This window comes from Streptomyces sp. NBC_00029, assembly GCF_045160505.1.
Classification (GTDB): Bacteria; Actinomycetota; Actinomycetes; order Streptomycetales; family Streptomycetaceae; genus Streptomyces.
In genome coordinates this window covers 1,770,379-1,788,817 of sequence record NZ_CP108292.1, presented here as the reverse complement: position 1 = coordinate 1,788,817, position 18,439 = coordinate 1,770,379, and the positions used below count along the sequence as shown (strand labels likewise).

The window sequence follows — 18,439 nt, the reverse complement described above, 5'->3', positions numbered from 1 at the left end:
TTCGATGACGGAATCGACCGCTCGTCTCGCGCTGCTCTCCCGCACGCGCCTGGCCGACGTGCGCCGGCGATCCGGCGACTACTCCGACACCACCATCGCCCACGCGTGTGCCGTGGGGCTGGCGTACTGGGCGACGGGCCGCAGCCCCGAAGGCCTGGAGCTCACCCCCGGCACGCTGTTCGCGGACATCCTCGGCTGGGCGGACAACGGCGGCGCCGGGCCGGTGGGCTGGGAGGTCGGCGCGGACACCGAGGGCGGCCGGAGCATCCGCGTCCCGCAAGGCGTCGTAGAGGCTGACGCGCAGCTCGCGCTCGACGACCTGGCCGACTTCCCGGACCGGCCCATCTCCACCATCGGCCCGTCCAGTGTCGCGGCGAGGCTCGAGACGCTGGCCCGGTGGAACGACACCGGGGCGGACCGGGTCCGCCCGACCGTCGTGGAGATGTTCCGCGAGCAGGCGCGCCTGCGGCCCGACGCCGTCGCCGTCGTCGACGAGCACCGTACGCTGACCTACGGTCAGGCGGCGGAGCTCTCCGCCCAGCTGGCCCACTACTTGATCGAACGCGGCCTCACCGCCGAACAGGTCGTCGCCATCTCGCTCGACCGTTCCGCCGACATGGTGATCGGCCTGCTCGGCGTGCTCCAGGCGGGGGCCGCGTTCGTACCGCTCGACCCGCAGTGGCCCGCCGCGCGCCGGTCCGTCGTCATATCCGACGCCCGTGTCGTCCTCCAGCTCGGCCGCACGGCCCAGCACACGCCGGACGAACCGGAAGCCGTGCCCGTCGACCTCGGCGACTGGCGGTTCGGTTCCTACCCGGGGGAGGGGACCGGGGTCACCGTCCCCGGCGACGCCCTCGCCTACGTGATCTTCACGTCCGGCTCGACCGGCCGCCCCAAGGGCGCGATGATCCGCCACGAGGCGATCAGCGAGCGCCTGTTGTGGCAGGTCGAGGAGATCCTCGGCTTCGGCCACGACGACGCCTCGCTGTTCAAGGCCCCGTTGTCCTTCGACATCTCCATCAACGAGATCTTCCTGCCACTGGTGTGCGGCGGCCGGCTGGTGGTCCTGCGCCCCGGCGGCGAACGCGACCCGCACCACCTGCTGAGCGTCATCGCCGAGCAGCGCGTCACCTTCACCTACCTGGTGTCGTCCATGCTGGACGTCCTCCTGGAGATCGCGGGCGACTCCGGGCGGCTGGATAGCCTGCGTCACGTGTGGTGCGGCGGCGAGGTGCTGACCCCGGAGCTCTACGAGCGCTTCCGCACCCGGCTCGACATACCCATGTACCACGGCTACGGCCCGGCCGAGACGACCATCGGCGTCTCGCACGTCGTCTACCGGGGCGCGGCCGAACGCCTGTCGACGTCGATCGGCAGGCCCAACCCCAACACCCAGCTCTACGTGCTGGACGACGAACTGCGCCCGGTCCCCGTCGGCGTCGGCGGCGAGCTGTACGTCGGAGGCTTCCTCCTCGGACGCGGCTACGTGGGCGCCCCCGCCCTGACGGCCGCCCGATTCGTCGCCAACCCCTTCGCCGCGGACGGGTCCCGGCTCTACCGGACCGGCGACCTCGCCCGCTTCGCCCCCGACGGGTCGCTGGACTTCCTCGGCCGCGCCGACAACCAGATCAAGATCCGTGGCATGAGGCTGGAGATCGAGGACGTCGAGGCCGGTCTCGCCGAGCACCCCGCGGTACGCCACACCTGTGTCGTCGCGAAGAAGAACACGGCGGGCGGCACCTACCTCGTGGGCTACGTGATCCCCTCCACCGGCAGCGAGGACCTGCGCGCGGACGAGGTCAAGGACTGGGCCACCGGGCACATGGTGGAGTACATGGTGCCCGCCCACATCGTCGTGATGAAGGAGTTCCCGCTCACCGCGAACGGCAAGCTCGACCGCGGCGCCCTCCCGGAACCCGCCACCGGCGCGGGCGCGCTCGCCCCGCCCACCACCGAGAACGAGCGCCTGGTGTGCGCGGCGGTGGCGGCGGTGCTGCGGCGCGACGCGGTCGGCGTCGACCAGGACTTCTTCCAGCTCGGCGGCGACAGCATCCTGGCGATCTCCCTGCTGAGCGCCCTGCGCGAGGCCGGTCTCCACGTCACCGCGCGCCAGATCTTCACCCACGGCGTCGTCGGCGCTCTGGCGGCGGTCGCGGACCGCGAGGCCGCCGCCGTGGACCACGGCGACGTCGCCACCGGCACCGTCGTGGGATCACCCATCGTGCAGTGGCTCGGCGAGACCACCGATGCCGTCGACGGCTTCGTGCAGTCGGTGGTCCTCAACACCCCGCCCACCCTGACGGCCGACGCGCTCGACGCGATCCTCACCGCCGTGGTCGCCCGGCACGACATGCTGCGCGCGAAACTGGTGCGCGGCGACCGCTGGAGCTTCGAGATCCCGGAGGCGGACCGGGCCGTGGCGGGCTGGCAGGAGAGCGACCGGCCGCTCGACGAGTGCGTCGCGCTCGCCACCGGCGAACTGGACCCCGAGGGCGGCGTGATGCTGCGCGCCGTCTGGCGCCGCGAGGCACGCCAGCTGGTCCTCGTCGCCCACCACGTGGTGATCGACGGCGTGTCCTGGCGGATCCTGATGGAGGACCTCTCCACGGCGTGGCGCTGGTTCGTCTCGGGCGCGCCGATCGACCTGCCGCCGGTCGGCACCTCGTTCCGGCGCTGGACCCAGCTGCTGGGACGCGCCGGGTTCGACGCGGACCGTACGCACTTCCGGCGCGCCCTGCCGGGGGAGGACGCACCGCTGGGCCGGCGCGCGCTGTCCGCCGCCGACACCGTCGCGCGGGAGCGGACGACGACCGTATCGGTCGGCGCCGACGTCACGGCCGCGCTGCTCGGCGAGATTCCCGCGAGGTTCCACGCGGGCGTCAACGACGTATTGCTGACCGCCCTGGCCGTCACCCTCGCCCGGTGGCGCCGCGACCTCGGGCAGGAGCAGACGTTCGCGCACATCGAGCTGGAGGGCCACGGCCGCGAAGGACGGTACGTCGCGGACTCCGCCGGCTTCGAACCCGAACTGTCGCGGACCGTAGGCTGGTTCACCACGCTCTTCCCGGTGACCGTCGACCCCGGAACGGCGACGGACGCGGCCGCCGGCCCCACGGATCCCGCATACCTGGTCGCCGCCCTCAAGGCCGTCAAGGAGGACCTCGCCCGGGTGCCCAGCAACGGCGTCTCCTACGGCGCCCTGCGGTACCTGTCCGACACCGCGTTCGCCGCGCCCGCACCACAGGTGCTGTTCAACTACCTGGGCCGCTTCGGCGCGGGCTCCTCCGGCGACTGGGAAATCGCGGGCACCACCGGTCAGTTGGGGGAGAAGCGTGACCCGAGGATGCGCCTGCCGCGCGCCCTGGAGTTCAACGCCATCGCCGAACCCGCTTCGGCCGGCGGCGCGTACGAACTGGTCACCACACTGTCCTGGCCCGACGGGCTGTTCGCCGACGAGGACATCGAGACCATCGGGCGGTACTTCCGGGAGGCCCTGTCCGGCCTGGCCGCACTGGCCGCACTCGACCGGAGCGGCCACTCGCCCAGCGACTTCACCCTGTCGGCCCTCACCCAGGCCGACGTCGACGAACTCGACGGCCCGGCCCTGCGGGACGTCCTGCCGCTGACCCCGCTCCAGGAGGGCCTGTACTTCCACTCGGTCTTCGACGACGACTCCGCGGGCAGCTACGTCGAGCAGCAGCTCCTGACCCTCGACGGCGACGTGGACCCCGACCGGCTCGCGGCCGCGGCCACCCGGTTGCTCACCCTGTTCCCCAACCTGGCCGCGCGTTTCGTGGCCCTCGCCGACGGCCGGGTGGTCTCCGTACTGGAGGGCGGGGTGCAGGCCCCGTTCACCACCCTGGACCGCCCCGGCATCACCGACGACGAGATCCGCGAGCACGCCGAGCGGGACCGCCGCGCCGGGTTCGACCTGGCGAGCGGCCCGCTGATGCGGTACACGCTGATCCGCGCCGGCGCCGGCCGCAGCGTCCTGGTGCAGACTGTGCACCACATCATCGCCGACGGCTGGTCGGTGCCGCCGATGCTGCGCGCGCTCCTGGCCGAGTACCACGCCCCCGGGACCGTGTACCCCATCGGGGGCTTCACCGACTACGTGCGCTGGCTCGCCGAACGCGACGAGGACGAGAGCGACCGGGTGTGGGGCGAACAGCTCGCCGGGCTGCCCGGCCCCTCGCTGGTCGCCGAGGGGCACACGCCGTCCGACCTGTTCGCCGACACCGCCCTCGCGGCCTCCGCCGACATCGACGAGGCCGCCCGGACCGCCGGCGTCCCGCTGAGCGTGGCCGTGCACAGCGCCTGGGCGCTGACGCTGGGCGGCCTCCTGCACGGCAGGGACGTCGTCTTCGGCTCCACCGTCTCCGGCCGCGACGCGGACGTGCCCGGCATCGGCGACATGGTGGGTCTGTTCATCAACACGGTCCCCGTGCGCGCCCGGTGGGAGGCCGCCACCACCGCGGAGGGCCTGCTCGCCTCGGTGCGGGAACATCAGAGCACGGTGTTGGCGCACCAGCACGTCTCGCTGGCGCGCATCAGCCGGCTGAGCGGCGCCGGCCCGCTCTTCGACACCCTCGTGGTGTTCGACGTGGCGACCGACGTCGCAGCCCTGCGCAGCCCCGAGGACACGCTCGTCATCACCGACATCGTCAACGAGGGAGCCCCGCACTACCCGCTGACCCTCGTGGTGGAGCGCGCCCTCGACGGCCGCCCGCGCTTCAACCTGATCCACGACGGCGCGCTGCTGCGGGAGACGAGCGCGCGGGAGATCCTGCACACGTTCACCCGTACCCTCACCGGCCTGCTCACCCGCCCCGACGCCCTGGTCGACGACCTGGCGCCCGCGGGCCTCCGGGCTCCCGCGGAGATCACCCCGACGACCCTGGGCGCACTGTTCGACGCCGCCGCGCACCGGGATCCGGCCGCCACCGCCGTCACCCAGTGCGCCCTCGACGGCGGTGCCCGGTCGCTGACCTACGGTGAACTGGCCGCCGCGAAGGACGAGCTGGCCTCGGCCCTGCGCGCTTTCGGTGTCCGGCCCGGCGAACGGGTCGCCGTCGCGGTTCCGCGCTCCCTGGAACAGGTCGTCGCCCTGGTCGCGATCGTCACCGCGGGCGGTGCCTACGTACCGCTGGACCTCGCCTACCCGGACGGACGGCTGGAGTACATCCTCGCCGACGCGGCCCCGCAGGTCGTGCTCGTGGACCGGGAGCACCGGGACCGCTTCACGGGGCTGCTGGCCCGGGCGGGCGTGGCGGCCCGCGTACTGGTCCAGGGGGACGAACCCGCACCGGGGGACGCCCAGGGCGGGGACGTCCGGGACACGGACACCGGGGACACGGCCGGGCCCGGGGCGGACTGGCACGATCCCGCGTACGTGATCTACACCTCCGGTTCGACCGGCCGGCCCAAGGGCGTCGTCGTCCCGCACTCCAGCGTGGTGACCCTCCTCGCGAACACGGAGCCCGACATGGACTTCGGCCCGCACGACGTGTGGGTGCAGTTCCACTCGTACTCCTTCGACTTCGCCGTGTGGGAGCTGTGGGGCGCTCTGGCGCACGGCGCCGAACTGCTCGTGCCGGAGTACGGCCTGACCCGCTCCCCGGTGGACTTCCACCGCCTGGTGCGGGAGCGCCGGGTGACCGTCCTCAACCAGACGCCGTCGGCCTTCTACCAGTTCATCGAGGCCGACCGGCACGCGCAGGAGCCGCTCACCGCCCTGCGCCGGATCATCTTCGGCGGCGAGGCGCTGGACCTCGGGCGGCTGCGCGGCTGGGTGGAGCGGCACGGCGCCGCCTCGCCCGAACTGGTCAACATGTACGGCATCACCGAGACCACCGTGCACGTCACCCACCGGGTCCTGACCGACGAGGACTTCCGCCCCGGCGACGACGCCAGCCCGATCGGGGGCCCGATCCCCGGCCTGGTCGTCCACCTGCTCGACGACCGGCTCCGGCCGGTCCCGCCGGGCCGGGTGGGCGCCATCTACGTCGCCGGCGACCAGGTCTCCCTCGGCTACCTGGGCCGGCCGGCCCTCACCGCGGGCCGGTTCGTGGCGGACCCCTTCGCGGGCGACGGCTCCCGGATGTACCACACGGGCGACCTCGCACGCCGAACGCTCGACGGCGAGCTGGAGTTCACCGGCCGCGCCGACGACCAGGTACAGCTCAAGGGCTTCCGCATCGAGCTCGGCGAGGTGGAGTCCGCGATCCGGGAACTCGACGGGGTCGTCGACGCGGCCGTCACCGTCGCCGGCAGCGGGGACCACCTGGTCGCGCACGTCGTGGGCCGGGTGTCCGGAGACCTCGCGGACCTCCTGTCCACGAAGCTGCCCGTCCACATGGTTCCCGGCCTGGTCCTGCCGGTCGACGCCCTCCCGCTGACCGTCAACGGCAAACTCGACCGCAAGGCCCTGGCCGCACGCGCCGCCCCGCAAACCACCCTGGCGCCCGCGACGGGCCCCGGGACCGGCTCCGGTTCAGGCTCTGCGACCGGCTCCGCGACCGGCTCCGCGCTCACCGCGCTGGTCGGCATCTTCACCGAGACCCTGCCCGGTACCGCCGTGGACGGGGACAGCGACTTCTTCCGGGCCGGCGGCGACAGCATCCTCGCCATCACCGTCGTCAACCGGGCCAGGGCCCTGGGCCTCGGGATCGCCCCGCGCGACGTGTTCCTGCTCAGGACCCCGCGGGCACTCGCCGAGCACCTGGCGACGAGCACCCCGCGGACCGCGGCGCCCGCCGCGCCCGCACCCCAGGAGGACGGCCCGCTGACGCCGACGCCGATCATCCTGCGCCAGCGCGAACTGGGCGGATCCCTCGCCCGGTTCGCCCAGGCCCGGAGCCTGGTCGCGGCGGAGGGCACCGGCTTCGCCGACGCCGAACGCGCCGCGAACGCCGTGGTCGCCGCGCACCCCGCGCTGCGGCTGCGGCTGAGCGCCGAGCACGGGGTGTGGGCGCTGCGTACCGAACCCGCCCGCGCGGTCACCGTCGTACGCGGAGACGGGTCCAACGGCGCCGACGCGTCCAACGGCGCCGACGGGTCCAACGGCGCCGACGCGTCCGACGCGTCCGACGCGACGGCAGCGGCGAACGAAGCCGCCGGCCGGCTCGACCCCGGCGCCGGGGACGTCATCGCCTTCACCTGGCTGGAGGCGACCCGGACCCTCGTCGTCACCGCGCACCACCTCGCCGTCGACGCCGTGTCCTGGCTGGTCCTGCTGGACGACATCGACACCGCCCTGCGCGGCAGGCCGCTCGCACCGCCGACCACCCCCTACGCCGCGTACGCGCAGGCCCTGGCCGACCGGGCCGCCCGGGAGACCGACGGCCTCGGGCACTGGATCACCACCCTCCAGGCACCCCCGCTGCTGCCCGCGGCGCAGGGGCTGCGCCGGACCACGGTCGTGATCCCGCCCGAGGTCGGCGACCGCGTGACCCGCACCGCGCCCGCCGCCCTCGGCGTCGGCCTCACCGAGCTGTTGTGCGGCGCGCTGCGCACCGCCCTGACCCGCGTCCAGCCCACGCCCACCGATCTCGCGATCGAGCTGGAGCGGCACGGCCGCGTCCCGGTGTCGTCCCACCACGACTACACCCGTACGGTCGGCTGGTTCACCTCCATCGCCCCCGTGCGGCTCACGGCGCACACCGACCCCGTCGCGGCGGCCCGCGAGGTCGCCGAACGCCAGCCGGACGAGCGCGCGCACGCCGCGTACGGCGGGCTGCGCTACCTCAACCCGCAGACGGCCCCCCTGCTGACCTCCCGCCCGCAGGTCCTGTTCAACTACCTCGGCCGGGGCGACGAGTCACAGGCGCTCCACGTCACCGGCGGCGACCAGGGCAGCCCCTACGCCGTCGAGGTCAACGCCTGGACCGACGCCGCCACCGGAAGCCTGCACGCGGTCTTCACCCTCGCCGAGGGCATACCCGACGCGATCACCGGGCACTGGCGCGCCGCACTGGAACACATCGCGGACGCCTCCACGACGGCCGAACGCACCGCGCCCGTCACCCCGCTCCAGCGCGGCCTCTTCTTCCAGGCCCAGCTGGCCGGACCGGCCGGACACTACGTCGCACAGAGCTGGTTCACCTTCGACCGGCGCCTGGACACCGACGCCCTGGCCGAGGCGATGGCCTGGGTGATCGCCCGGCACCCGGTCGTCGGCGCCGGCTTCACCACCGACGACGACGGGAACGCCGTCCAGGTCCTGGGCGCGGGCCGGCAGGTCGGTGTCCGTACCGTCTCCCTCGCGACGGACGCCGAGGTGGACGCCCTGCTCACCCGGGACCGCGACACCGGATTCGACCCGGGCGAGCCGCCGCTGATCCGCCTGACCGTGGTGCACCTGCCGGGCGAGCGCGACGGCCTGCTGCTGAGCTACCACCTGCTGCTGTGGGACGGCTGGTCCCGCGAGATCGTGCTGCGGGACCTGTTCGACGCCTACGAGGCCGCCCTCGCGGGCGAGCTGACACCCCCGGCCCCGGCCACGCCCGGCTTCGAGGAGTACGCCCGGACGCTCGACGCCAAGGACCCGGCCGTCTCGGAACGCTTCTGGGCACAGCACCTCACCGGCCTCCCCGGCCCCACCCTGCTCGCCGGACCGACGCCGGCCCTGGTCGACGACCTGCCGCGCACGCTCGTGCACGCGCTCACCGCCGAACGGTCGCAGCAGGTGCGGGAAGCGGCCCGGGCACACGGCGTCACCCTCAACACGGTACTGACGGGCGCCTTCGGTCTCCTCCTGGGCGCACACACGGGCCGCGCCGACGCCGTGTTCGGCGTGACCGTCTCCGGCCGCGAGGGCGAGGACCTGTCCGAGGTCGTCGGCGTGCTGCTCAACACCGTGCCCATGTGGACACGGGCCCGGCCGGACGACACCGTCCGCGACTACCTGACGGCCGTACAGGCGGCCCGGGTCGAGGCGATGGAGCACGAGCACCTCGGACTCGGTGAGATCCAGCGGGCCGGCGGACACGACACCCTGTTCGACAACCTCTTCGTGCTCCAGAACTTCCTGGACATGGACGCGTTCGCCGAGATGAACGCCCGGCACGGCATCACCGCCGTCCACGCCGACGACTCCACGCACTACCCGTTCACCTGGGTCGTCACGCCCGGCGATCGGCTCACCGTCAAACTGGAGTACCGCGACCACGACACGGAGGCCGCCCGAAAGCTCCTCGACGACTACCTGGACGTCCTCGGGCACCTGACCCGGTCCGCCGGGCTGCTGGGCGCACTGCCGGGCCCGGGTCCCGAGCCCGAGGCCGGCCCGCGCACGGACGTCGGGACGGACACCGTCGTCGACCGGTTCGACCGGGCCGCCGACCGGGACCCGCAGCGGATCGCGCTCGTCGCCCACGGCCGGACCATGACCTTCGGCCGTCTGCGGGACCGCAGCCGTGAGCTGGCGGGCGTGCTCGCCGCACGCGGCATCGGACCCGAGCGGACGGTGGCCCTCGCGATCCCGCGCTCCCTCGACTCGATCGTGGCGCTGTTCGCCGTCCTGCGCGTGGGCGCCGCGTACGTGCCGCTGGAGCTGGACCACCCGGACGAGCGGATCGCCGCCATCGTCGCCGACGCCCGACCGGACGTGATCCTCACCGTGAGCGCCGTGTCACCGCGGCTGACCGGTGAACTGATCGAGCTGGACCGGCCGCTGCCCCGGGCCGATCCGTACGTGACCTTCGCGCCGGACGACCCGGACCGCCTGCGCCACCCCGCCTACACGATCTACACCTCCGGATCGACCGGGCGGCCGAAGGGCGTGGTGACCGAGTACGCCGGACTCACCAACATGCTGATCAACCACCAGCGCCGGATCTTCGAGCCCGTGCTGGCCGACCACGACCACCGCGTCTTCCGCATCGCCCACACCGTGTCGTTCGCCTTCGACATGTCGTGGGAGGAACTGCTGTGGCTCGCCGACGGCCACGAGGTGCACATCTGCGACGAGGAACTGCGCCGCGACGCGCCCCGCCTCGTCGAGTACTGCCTGGAGCACGGCATCGACGTCATCAACGTGACGCCGACCTACGCCCAGCAACTGGTGGCCGAGGGCCTGCTCGACACCCCCGGGCGGCGGCCGGCACTGGTCCTGCTCGGTGGCGAGGCCGTCACCCCGACCCTGTGGCAGCGGCTCGCCGAGACGGAGGGAACCGTCGGCTACAACCTGTACGGACCCACCGAATACACCATCAACACGCTGGGCGTGGGCACCTTCGAGTGCCAGGACCCGGTGGTGGGCGTGGCCATCGACAACACGGACGTGTACGTCCTGGACCCGTGGCTGCGGCCCCTGCCCGACGGAGTTCCCGGCGAGCTGTACGTGGCGGGCATCGGCATCGCGCGCGGCTATCTCGGGCAGCCCGCCCAGACCGCGGACCGGTTCGTCGCCTGCCCGTTCGGCGCCTCCGGCGAACGCATGTACCGTACCGGCGACCTGGTGTCGCGGCGGCCCGACGGGAACCTCGTGTACCTGGGCCGCACCGACCAGCAGGTCAAGATCCGCGGGCACCGCGTCGAACCGGGCGAGGTCGAGGCCGCCTTCGCCGCGCACCCGGCGGTGCGGTTCGTCGCCGCCGTCGCCCAGCCCGACCCGCAGGTCGACGGCGCGTACCGGCTGGCCGCCTACCTCGTACTCGACGGCCCGGACGGCCCGGACCTGGCGGCCGTCGCCGCCGAGGTGGGCGCCGGACTGCCCGACTTCCTGCGCCCGACGCACTACGCCCGGGTCGACCGCATCCCGCTGACCGTGAACGGGAAGGCCGACACGAAGGCCTTGCCGGACGCCAGGCCGCTCGGCACGCTGACCACGGCGGGGGAGCGCGGCCCGCAGACGCAGACCGAGACCACGGTGTGCGAGTTCTTCGCCGAAGCACTCGACCTGGACGACGACGAGGTGAGCGCGTTGAGCGATTTCGTGTCCCTCGGAGGGCACTCCATGCTGGCGGTGCGGCTGATCGGCCTGCTCCGCCGGGAGTACGGTCCTGTGATCACGGTCCGTGATCTGTTCACCCTGCGAACCCCCGAGATGATTGCCCGCCACCTCGATGAAAACTCCTGACACGCAGCGGCCCCGACCGGGGTCCGACATCCTCCGGACGGCCCTGCGCCGCAACGTCGGCGCCATGACCTGGGGCACCGTCCTCATGGGCCTCTACCAGGCCGGTGAGACCGCCTTCCCCATCGCACTCGGCCTGATCGTCGAGCACACGATGCAGGACCGCAGCCCCGGGGCGCTCGCCCTCTCGATCGGCGCACTGGCCGTGATCATCACGACCGTGTCCCTGTCGTGGCGGTTCGGCATGCGCATCCTGCAGAAGGCCAACACGACCGAGGCGCACCGCTGGCGGGTGCAGGTCGCCGACTGCGGCCTGCAGCCGGTCGCCCGGGACGCCGGCCTCAAGTCCGGCGAGGTGCTGACCATCGCCACCGAGGACGCCGACCAGACGGCCGACATCATCGAAGTGGTGCCTCTGCTCATCAGCTCCCTGGTCGCGGTGCTGGTCGCGGCGGTCGCGCTCGGCCTGGCAGACATCCGGCTCGGCCTGCTGGTGATCGTGGGAACCGCCCTGATCCTGTCGATCCTGAGCGTGATGTCCAAGCGGATCGGCTCCAGCACCCGGGAACAGCAGGCCCGGGTGGCCCGCGCGGGCGCCAAGGTGGCCGACCTCATCACGGGCCTGCGCCCGCTGCACGGCTTCGGCGGCAACCACGCGGCCTTCCGCTCCTACCGCAGGGTCAGCACGGAGGCGAAGCACCAGGCGATCACCGTGGCCGGGGTGAACGGCGCGTACGCGGGCACCGCGGCGGCCCTCAACGCGGCGCTCGCCGTGGGCGTGACACTGACGGCGGGCTGGCTGGCCTTCAACGGCCGGATCACGGTCGGGGAGCTCGTCATGGCCGTGGGCCTCGCCCAATTCATCATGGAACCGCTGAAGATGTTCTCGGACATGCCCAAGTACGTGATGATGGCCCGCGCGTCGGCCGAGCGGATGGCGCTGGTGCTGGTTGCGCCACCGGTGGCGACCCCCGGCCCGGAACGTCCGGCCGCGGGCGGTGTCCTGGAGATCGACTGCGTCCGGTACGGGACCCTGCACGAGCTGAAGTTCCAGGTGCCGGCGGGCGAGTTCGTGGCGATCGCCGCCTACCAGCCGCGCGCGGCGGCCGACCTCGCCGCGATCCTGGCCCTGAAGGTCCCGCCGAAGGCGTACGAGGGAGTGGTGCGGGTCAGCGGGGAGGAGCTGGCCGCTCTGTCGATCGAGGCGGTCCGCGAGCACATGCTGGTCAACCCGTACGACGGGGAGATCTTCGCGGGCACCCTGCGTACGAACATCGATCCGTCGGGCACCAGCCGCACGGTCGACGAGGCCGTCGCGGCGTCCATGCTGACCGACGTCGTCGCCCTCCACCGCGAGGGACTCGACCACGGCGTCCGCGACCGCGGCGCGAACCTCTCCGGCGGACAGCGCCAACGGCTGTCCCTGGCCCGCGCCCTGGCTGCCGACAGCGACATCCTCGTCCTGCACGATCCGACCACGGCCGTCGACGCGGTCACCGAGCAGCTCATCGCACGCAACATCGCGGAGCTGCGCCGGGGCCGCACCACCGTCGTGATCACCAGCAGCCCGGCCCTCCTGGACGCCGCCGACCGTGTCCTCGTCCTGGACGAGGGCGTGATCACGGCCGAGGACACCCACCGCAACCTCCTCGCGGGAGACGCGGAGTACTGCCTGGCGGTGGCCCGCTGAGCCCGAAGAGATCCGAAGGGCCGGTTCAAGGGGTGTCCTGCCGATCACGCCGGGCCGATCGGCAGGACATCCTCTAGCCGAGCGCCCAGGCGACGTCGCGGACCAGGGCGTGGCGCCAGCCCGCACGGTCGTGGCCCGACGCCGACCGGGAGACCCGCACGGTCGCGCCCGCCCGTTCGGTCAGGGTCTCGACCGCCTCGCAGTGGGGCAGCATCCGCGTCTCGTGCTCCCCGACGTCGAAGGCGATCCGCAGCCCGGACAGGTCGGGACGCGCCTCCCGCAGGCGGGCGGCGATCGTGCCGCCCGCCGGTCCGCCCAGGGGGTCCGCAGCCTTCACGGCGTCGGGCGCCCACCACAGTGACGCCGACTGGCAGGCGACCCGCGACACCAGGTCCGGGAACTCCAGCGCCGCGTACACCGCGCTCAGCGCGCCGAGGCTCTGCCCGGCGATCACAAGGCGGTCCGGGTCCGCGGGCACGCCGGACTCCGCCACCAGGGGCAGCAGTTCGTCCCGGACCGCCTCCCACAGCTGCGGCCGGCAGCCGAATTCGGCTTCCCGGTCCCTGGTCGGCAGGAACACCAGGGTGACGGGCGGCATCTCGCCCTCGGCGACGGCGGAGTCGAAGGCGGTCATCGCCGGGTGCAGATACAGCCAGTCGTCCCCGTCGAGCAGCACCACCACCGGTCCGCCGCCGCCCGCGGGATGGACCCCTACGGTCCGCCGCCCGCCGAGCCGCTCGCTCGCCCAGCGGATCCGGGTCCGCGGGACGGGCAGTACGTCGTCCGCGCCGATGACCGGCCAGTGCGGCTGGGCCGGGGCGTCCGGGGTGGCGGCCATCGACCGGTCGCCGCCCGCACCGGCCGGGTTCAGCGGGTCCGCGTACGCCGTGCCGTCCGCGACGAAACGGTAGGTCACGCGCAGCCGCGCGGGCATGCGTACCTCGGCGTACCAGCAGTCCGTCACGTCCCAGCGGCGCAGGGGTACCTCGTCCGACCAGCTCTCGAAGACGATCGTGGCGGGGGAGCCGCGCCACAGGAACAGGGTCACCCAGCCACCGCGGCCGTCGTCTCCGTCTCCGTCTTCGTCGGCAGGCACGGACGTGGGCGCTCCGGCCGCCGCCCAGAACTCCTCGGACCCCGGTTCGCCGGGCAGCCCGAATGCGGCGAAGGCGGTCTCCAGGCCCATGAAGTCTCCTTGCGAGCAGCGTAGTTAGGTGAACCCAACTTTATCGTCCTCGCGGCGGATCCGGGCAGTGAACGGGGCATCGCGGCCGGCGCACCACCGGCCCGTCGGGCGGCGGCCTGAATGTGACGCCCCGGCCGGGGCCGGGGGGAAGATGACCTTCGTAGGGGCATTGCGCCGGCGGTCGTGGCGGCGGGACGCCGGTGGGTCGGATGGAGGGACGGCGCAGCGTGCGAGCACTGATATCGGCGGGCCGGATGGTCGCGGGTCCCGGGGGGCGGGTGATCACCGACGGGGCCGTCCTGTACGACGGGCGAGTGATCACCGCGGCCGGTCCGCGCGGCGAGGTCGAGGCACAGGCCGGCCCCGAGGATCCCCGACTGGACTTCCCCGACGGCACCTTGCTGCCTGGCCTGATCGACTCCCACGTCCATCTCGCGCTCGACGCCGGGCCCGATCCCGTGGCCGTCCTGCGGGCCGCCCCGGACGCCGAGCTCTACGCCGGGATGGCCGGCCGGGCCCGGCAGTTGCTCGCCACGGGGGTGACCACCGCACGCGACCTCGGCGACCGGGGCGGGCTCGCCGTACGGCTGCGCGACGACATCGCGGCGGGGCGGGTGCCGGGGCCGCGACTGCTGTCCGCGGGAACACCCCTGACCGTCCCCGGCGGGCACTGCTGGTTCCTGGGCGGTGAGGTGGAGGGGGCCGACGCCATCCGGGAGGCGGTCCGCCGCAACGCCGCCCGGGGAGTGGACCTGATCAAGGTGATGGCCACCGGTGGCGGCATCACCAAGGGCGGACCGCCGATCTGGCAGGCGCAGTTCACCCCGCAGGAGCTGAGCCTGATCGTGGAGGAGGCGCGGAGCGCCGGGCTGCCGGTGGCGGCGCACGCCCACGGGACCGAGGGCATCGCGGCCGCCGTGGCCGCGGGGGCGGACACCATCGAGCACTGCACGTGGATGGGGCGCGAGGGCTTCGACGTGCGCGAGGACCTGGTCGACGCCATGGCGGCCCGCGGCATCGCGGTCTGTCCGGCGGCGAGCCCCGACTGGCGGGGTTTCGCGGAACGGTTCGGCCGCGAGCGGGCCGAGGAGATGTTCGGGCGGCTCCGGTGGATGGCGGAGCGCGGCGTCCACCTCCTGCCCGGGACGGACGCGGGCGTCCCGCACGCCGTCTTCGACGGGTTCGTCTCCAGCCTGGAGTTCTTCGAGCACATCGGGCTGACCCCGGCCGAGATCGTCGACCTGGCCACGACGGGAGCGGCGCGGGCCCTGGGCATCGACGGCGACACCGGCCGGCTCGCGGCCGGGCTCCGGGCCGACCTGCTGGTCGTGGACGGCGATCCGCTCACCGACCTGGCCGCTCTGCGCGCGGTCCGCCTCGTCGTGTCCGGCGGGCGGATCGCTACGGGGCTGCCGGGCGGGTCCTGAGCAGGGGGACGAGCGGCGGGCCCGCCGCCGGGACGCGTTCCAGGACACCGCCCGCGAAGACGTCGTAGAGCGGCAGCGTCTCCAGGTGGACGTAGCCGATGTGGCAGTCGCAGGTGGTCAGCGGGCAGGGGCGGGGGCCGAGCGCCGTCCGGTACGAGCTGTCGTAGAGGTTGCCGAGCTCCGCGGGGACGAAGTGGCAGCGGCGGACCGTGCCGTCGCCGTCCACCGAGATCACCGACTCACCCGTACGGCAGGGCAGTCCGGCCGAGCGGTGCGGGTGCCTGCTGTACGGGAAGAGCGGGTCGAGGGCGGTCCACGCGCCGGCCTCGGCGTCGGTGTAGGTGTGGCCGTCGGCGGCGTTCACCCACAGGTAGACGTGGGCGGGCAGGTCCGCGCGCAGCCTGCGGGCGTGTTCCAGGTTTTCGCGGAGGCCGACGATGCCGACGCTGTGACGGATGCCCCGGCCGGCCAGGTCGTCCACCTTGCCGAGGAAGCGGTCGTACGGAGTCTGCCCCGGGTGGTAGGTGCACCACAGCGCGAGCGTGGCCGGGTCGGCGTCCGCGAGCCAGTCGGTGCGGCAGCTGAGGTTGGTCTGGATCGCGACGCGGTCGACGTGCGGCTGGTGCGAGAGCTCGACGAGGGCGCGGCGGTACCAGGAGCGGACGAGGCCCTCGCCCCACGGGGTGAACAGGAGGGAGAGCCGGTCCTCCTCGCTGCGGGAGCGCGCCCAGCCGGTGAACCGTTCGAGGGCGGCCCGGTCGGCGCGCAGCTGGGCGGTGGTGTCGCGGCGCTTGGCGAACGGGCAGTAGGGGCAGTCGTAGTCGCAGGAGGCGAGCGGGCCGCGGTAGAGCAGGGTGAGGTCCACGGCGCCGGCTACTTGGTCTCGTAGGCGGCCATCGCGGCCCGTACGGCCGGTGAGAACAGCTCGGGGCCGAGCGCGTCGGAGTGGGCGAGACCCTCGGGGGACAGGCGCAGGAGCGGTCCCGTGCCGTCCTCCTCGAGCCAGCCGCGGGCCGCGAACGCCGCCAGCTCGGCGGGGAAGTCCTCGTGCGGATCGGCGCCGAACCGCTCCCGGTAGTCGGCGACCGGCATGCCCTGCGCCTGGAGCAGTGACTGGAGGAGGTGGCGGCGGCGCGCCTCGTCGCCGTTGGTGGGGCGGCCGTGGACGGCGCGGGTGAAGTCGTCGGTGGCGGTGTAGTCGTCGATGATCCCGCGGATCTCGCCCATGTCGACGGCGTAGTCGAACGAGTAGTGCAGCGTGGAGGTGTAGGAGCGGGCGCCGCAGCCCAGGCCGATCATTCCGTCGGTCTGGCAGGCGTGGTCGTCGGGGCCCTGGGGCGCCGTGCCGGCCAGCCGGAACATGCGCATCGACACCTGCTCGTAGCCGTGCGCGAGGAGGTGGTCGCGGCCCAGCCGGTAGAGGTTCAGGCGCTGCTCGTCCCAGGCCCGGTCGGTGAGGGCGGTGCGCCGGGCGAGCCCGGTGAGGGGGCGCACGTACAGGGGGTACAGGTACAGCTCCTCGGGGCGCCAGGCCAGTGCGGCGTCCAGCGAGGCGCGCCAGGTGGCGGGGGTCTGGCCGTCGATGCCGTAGATGAGGTCGATGTTCAGGACGGGGATGCGCGCGTCGCGGATGCGGCCGAGGGCCGCTTCGACGTCGGCGCGGCGCTGGGGGCGTACGGCGGCCCGCGCCTCGTCGGGGACGAAGCTCTGGACACCGATGCTGAGGCGGGTGGCGCCGCGCTCGGCGAGGACGGCGAGCCGGTCGGCGGTGGCGGTGGCGGGGGAGGTCTCGACGGACAGCGGGATCGCGCGCAGGTCGGCGCCCATGTGCCGCTCGGCGATGTCGCAGAGCCGTTCCAGTTCGCCGGCCGTCAGGAAGGTGGGCGTCCCGCCGCCGAAGGCCGCGTTGGCGAACGAGACGGGTCCGTCGTCGCCGAGGGCGTCACGGACGGCGGTGGCCTGGCGCTCCAGGGCGTCGAGGTAGCGGCCGGTGAGCCCGTCGGGGGCGCCGATGCGGGTGAAGAGGTTGCAGAAGCCGCAGCGGACTTCGCAGAAGGGTATGTGGAGGTAGAGGGAGAGGGCGTCCTTGCGTTCGCCGCGCCACAGGTCCCGCAGGGCGGGCCGGTCGGGCAGGGGCCGGTAGGCGGTCTTGTGGGGGTACGCGTACACGTAGGCGGTGTACGGGCTGCCCGGGGACGGCGCGGTGGGTGCGCCGGCCGGGGCGGGGGAGGTCGCGAGGGCGGTCATGCGGACGGCTCCAGGAAGAAGTGGGCGTACGGCACGGTCCAGACGGCCTGGTGGGCGAGGCGGTGTCCGGTGTAGCCGTCGTCGCCGTAGGTGGTGCCGTGGTCGGAGCAGACGATGGCGAAGCAGCGGCGTCGGGAGCTCATGGCGGTGAGCAGCCGGCCGATGTGCCGGTCGATGTACTCGAGGGCGGCGGCGTGGGTGGCGCGGGTGTCGCCCGCCCCGGCGGTGGCGCCGGGGAGGTGGAACCAGTTGGGCTGGTGCAGCGCGGAGGCGTTGAGGAAGAGGAACAGCCGCTGTCCGGCGGGGAGTGCGGCGACGACCTGTTCGGCCCGCTCGACCTGTGCCTCGAAGGAGGTGGGCGACGCGACGCCGAACTCCGGCTCCCAGTGGCTCTCCTGGAACATGCCGGGGAGTACGTCGCCGAGCGCGCCCTGCTTGTTGAAGAAGCCGACGCCGCCGATGCACACCGTGCGGTACCCGGCCGCGGCGAGGCCGGACACCAGGTCGGGCGTTTCGAAGACGTAGGTGCGGCCGGCGGTCGTCTCGCTCCCGGCGAAGCGGGCGGCGAACAGGCGCGGATGCGGGCCGGGCCGGGCGGGGGTCGGCAGGAAGCCGGCGAACATCGCCTGATGGGAGGCGTAGGTGAAGCTGCCGGGGGCGTGCCGCTCCTCCCAGACGCCGCCGGGCAGGTGCCGGGCCAGGTTCGGGAGCCGTCCGGCGGCGGCCAGTTCGACGGCGACGTCGTGGCGCAGGGTGTCCAGGGTGAGCAGGAGCAGGTCGTCGCGGCCGACGACCTCGTTCATGTCGGGGAG

At 73.5% G+C, this 18,439-nt stretch carries 7 protein-coding genes; 3 read left to right on the top strand and 4 right to left on the bottom strand.

The window, feature by feature from the left end:
* Positions 1-4: 4 nt before the first annotated feature.
* Both OG753_RS08715 and OG753_RS08710 read left to right on the top strand, forming a co-directional pair.
* Positions 5-11,080 (top strand): amino acid adenylation domain-containing protein, encoded by an 11,076-nt coding sequence (locus OG753_RS08715; protein WP_405787960.1) that lies wholly within the window; start codon positions 5-7, stop codon positions 11,078-11,080.
* Positions 11,067-12,767 (top strand): ABC transporter ATP-binding protein, encoded by a 1,701-nt coding sequence (locus tag OG753_RS08710; protein WP_405787958.1) that lies wholly within the window; start codon positions 11,067-11,069, stop codon positions 12,765-12,767. The genes OG753_RS08715 and OG753_RS08710 overlap by 14 nt, the downstream gene beginning before the upstream one ends.
* Positions 12,768-12,840: 73 nt before the next feature.
* On the opposite strand, the gene OG753_RS08705 is transcribed toward OG753_RS08710, so the two are convergent.
* Positions 12,841-13,953: an alpha/beta hydrolase-fold protein gene (locus OG753_RS08705; protein WP_405787957.1), complete on the bottom strand. Its 1,113-nt coding sequence runs from the start codon at positions 13,951-13,953 to the stop codon at positions 12,841-12,843.
* Between the two features lie 227 nt (positions 13,954-14,180).
* Here OG753_RS08705 and OG753_RS08700 point away from each other — a divergent pair, with 227 nt between their 5' ends.
* On the top strand, positions 14,181-15,380 hold the full coding sequence (locus tag OG753_RS08700; RefSeq protein ID WP_405787955.1) for an amidohydrolase family protein: 1,200 nt from the start codon (positions 14,181-14,183) through the stop codon (positions 15,378-15,380).
* Here OG753_RS08700 and OG753_RS08695 read toward each other — a convergent pair.
* Genes OG753_RS08695 through OG753_RS08685 form a run of 3 tightly spaced genes read right to left on the bottom strand, consistent with a single transcriptional unit; the run spans position 15,355 to position 18,430 of the window.
* Positions 15,355-16,245: an STM4011 family radical SAM protein gene (locus tag OG753_RS08695; protein WP_405787953.1), complete on the bottom strand. Its 891-nt coding sequence runs from the start codon at positions 16,243-16,245 to the stop codon at positions 15,355-15,357. The two genes, OG753_RS08700 and OG753_RS08695, sit on opposite strands and share 26 nt — an antisense overlap.
* Before the next feature lie 8 nt (positions 16,246-16,253).
* Positions 16,254-17,627 carry an STM4012 family radical SAM protein gene (locus tag OG753_RS08690; protein WP_327261225.1) on the bottom strand — a complete coding sequence of 458 codons (1,374 nt, stop codon included), beginning with the start codon at positions 17,625-17,627 and terminating at the stop codon, positions 16,254-16,256.
* Complete coding sequence (locus OG753_RS08685; protein WP_327266679.1) at positions 17,624-18,430, bottom strand: STM4013/SEN3800 family hydrolase; 807 nt, start codon at positions 18,428-18,430, stop codon at positions 17,624-17,626. Before OG753_RS08685 ends, OG753_RS08690 begins: the two co-directional genes overlap by 4 nt.
* Positions 18,431-18,439: the final 9 nt, after the last annotated feature.

Excerpts from the sequence above, each read along its gene's own strand:
- OG753_RS08715 (WP_405787960.1), top strand. The coding sequence starts at position 5 with ATGACGGAATCGACCGCTCGTCTCGCGCTGCTCTCCCGCACGCGCCTG.
- OG753_RS08710 (WP_405787958.1), top strand. The coding sequence starts at position 11,067 with ATGAAAACTCCTGACACGCAGCGGCCCCGACCGGGGTCCGACATCCTC.
- OG753_RS08705 (WP_405787957.1), bottom strand. The coding sequence starts at position 13,953 with ATGGGCCTGGAGACCGCCTTCGCCGCATTCGGGCTGCCCGGCGAACCG.
- OG753_RS08690 (WP_327261225.1), bottom strand. The coding sequence starts at position 17,627 with ATGACCGCCCTCGCGACCTCCCCCGCCCCGGCCGGCGCACCCACCGCG.
- OG753_RS08685 (WP_327266679.1), bottom strand. The coding sequence starts at position 18,430 with ATGAACGAGGTCGTCGGCCGCGACGACCTGCTCCTGCTCACCCTGGAC.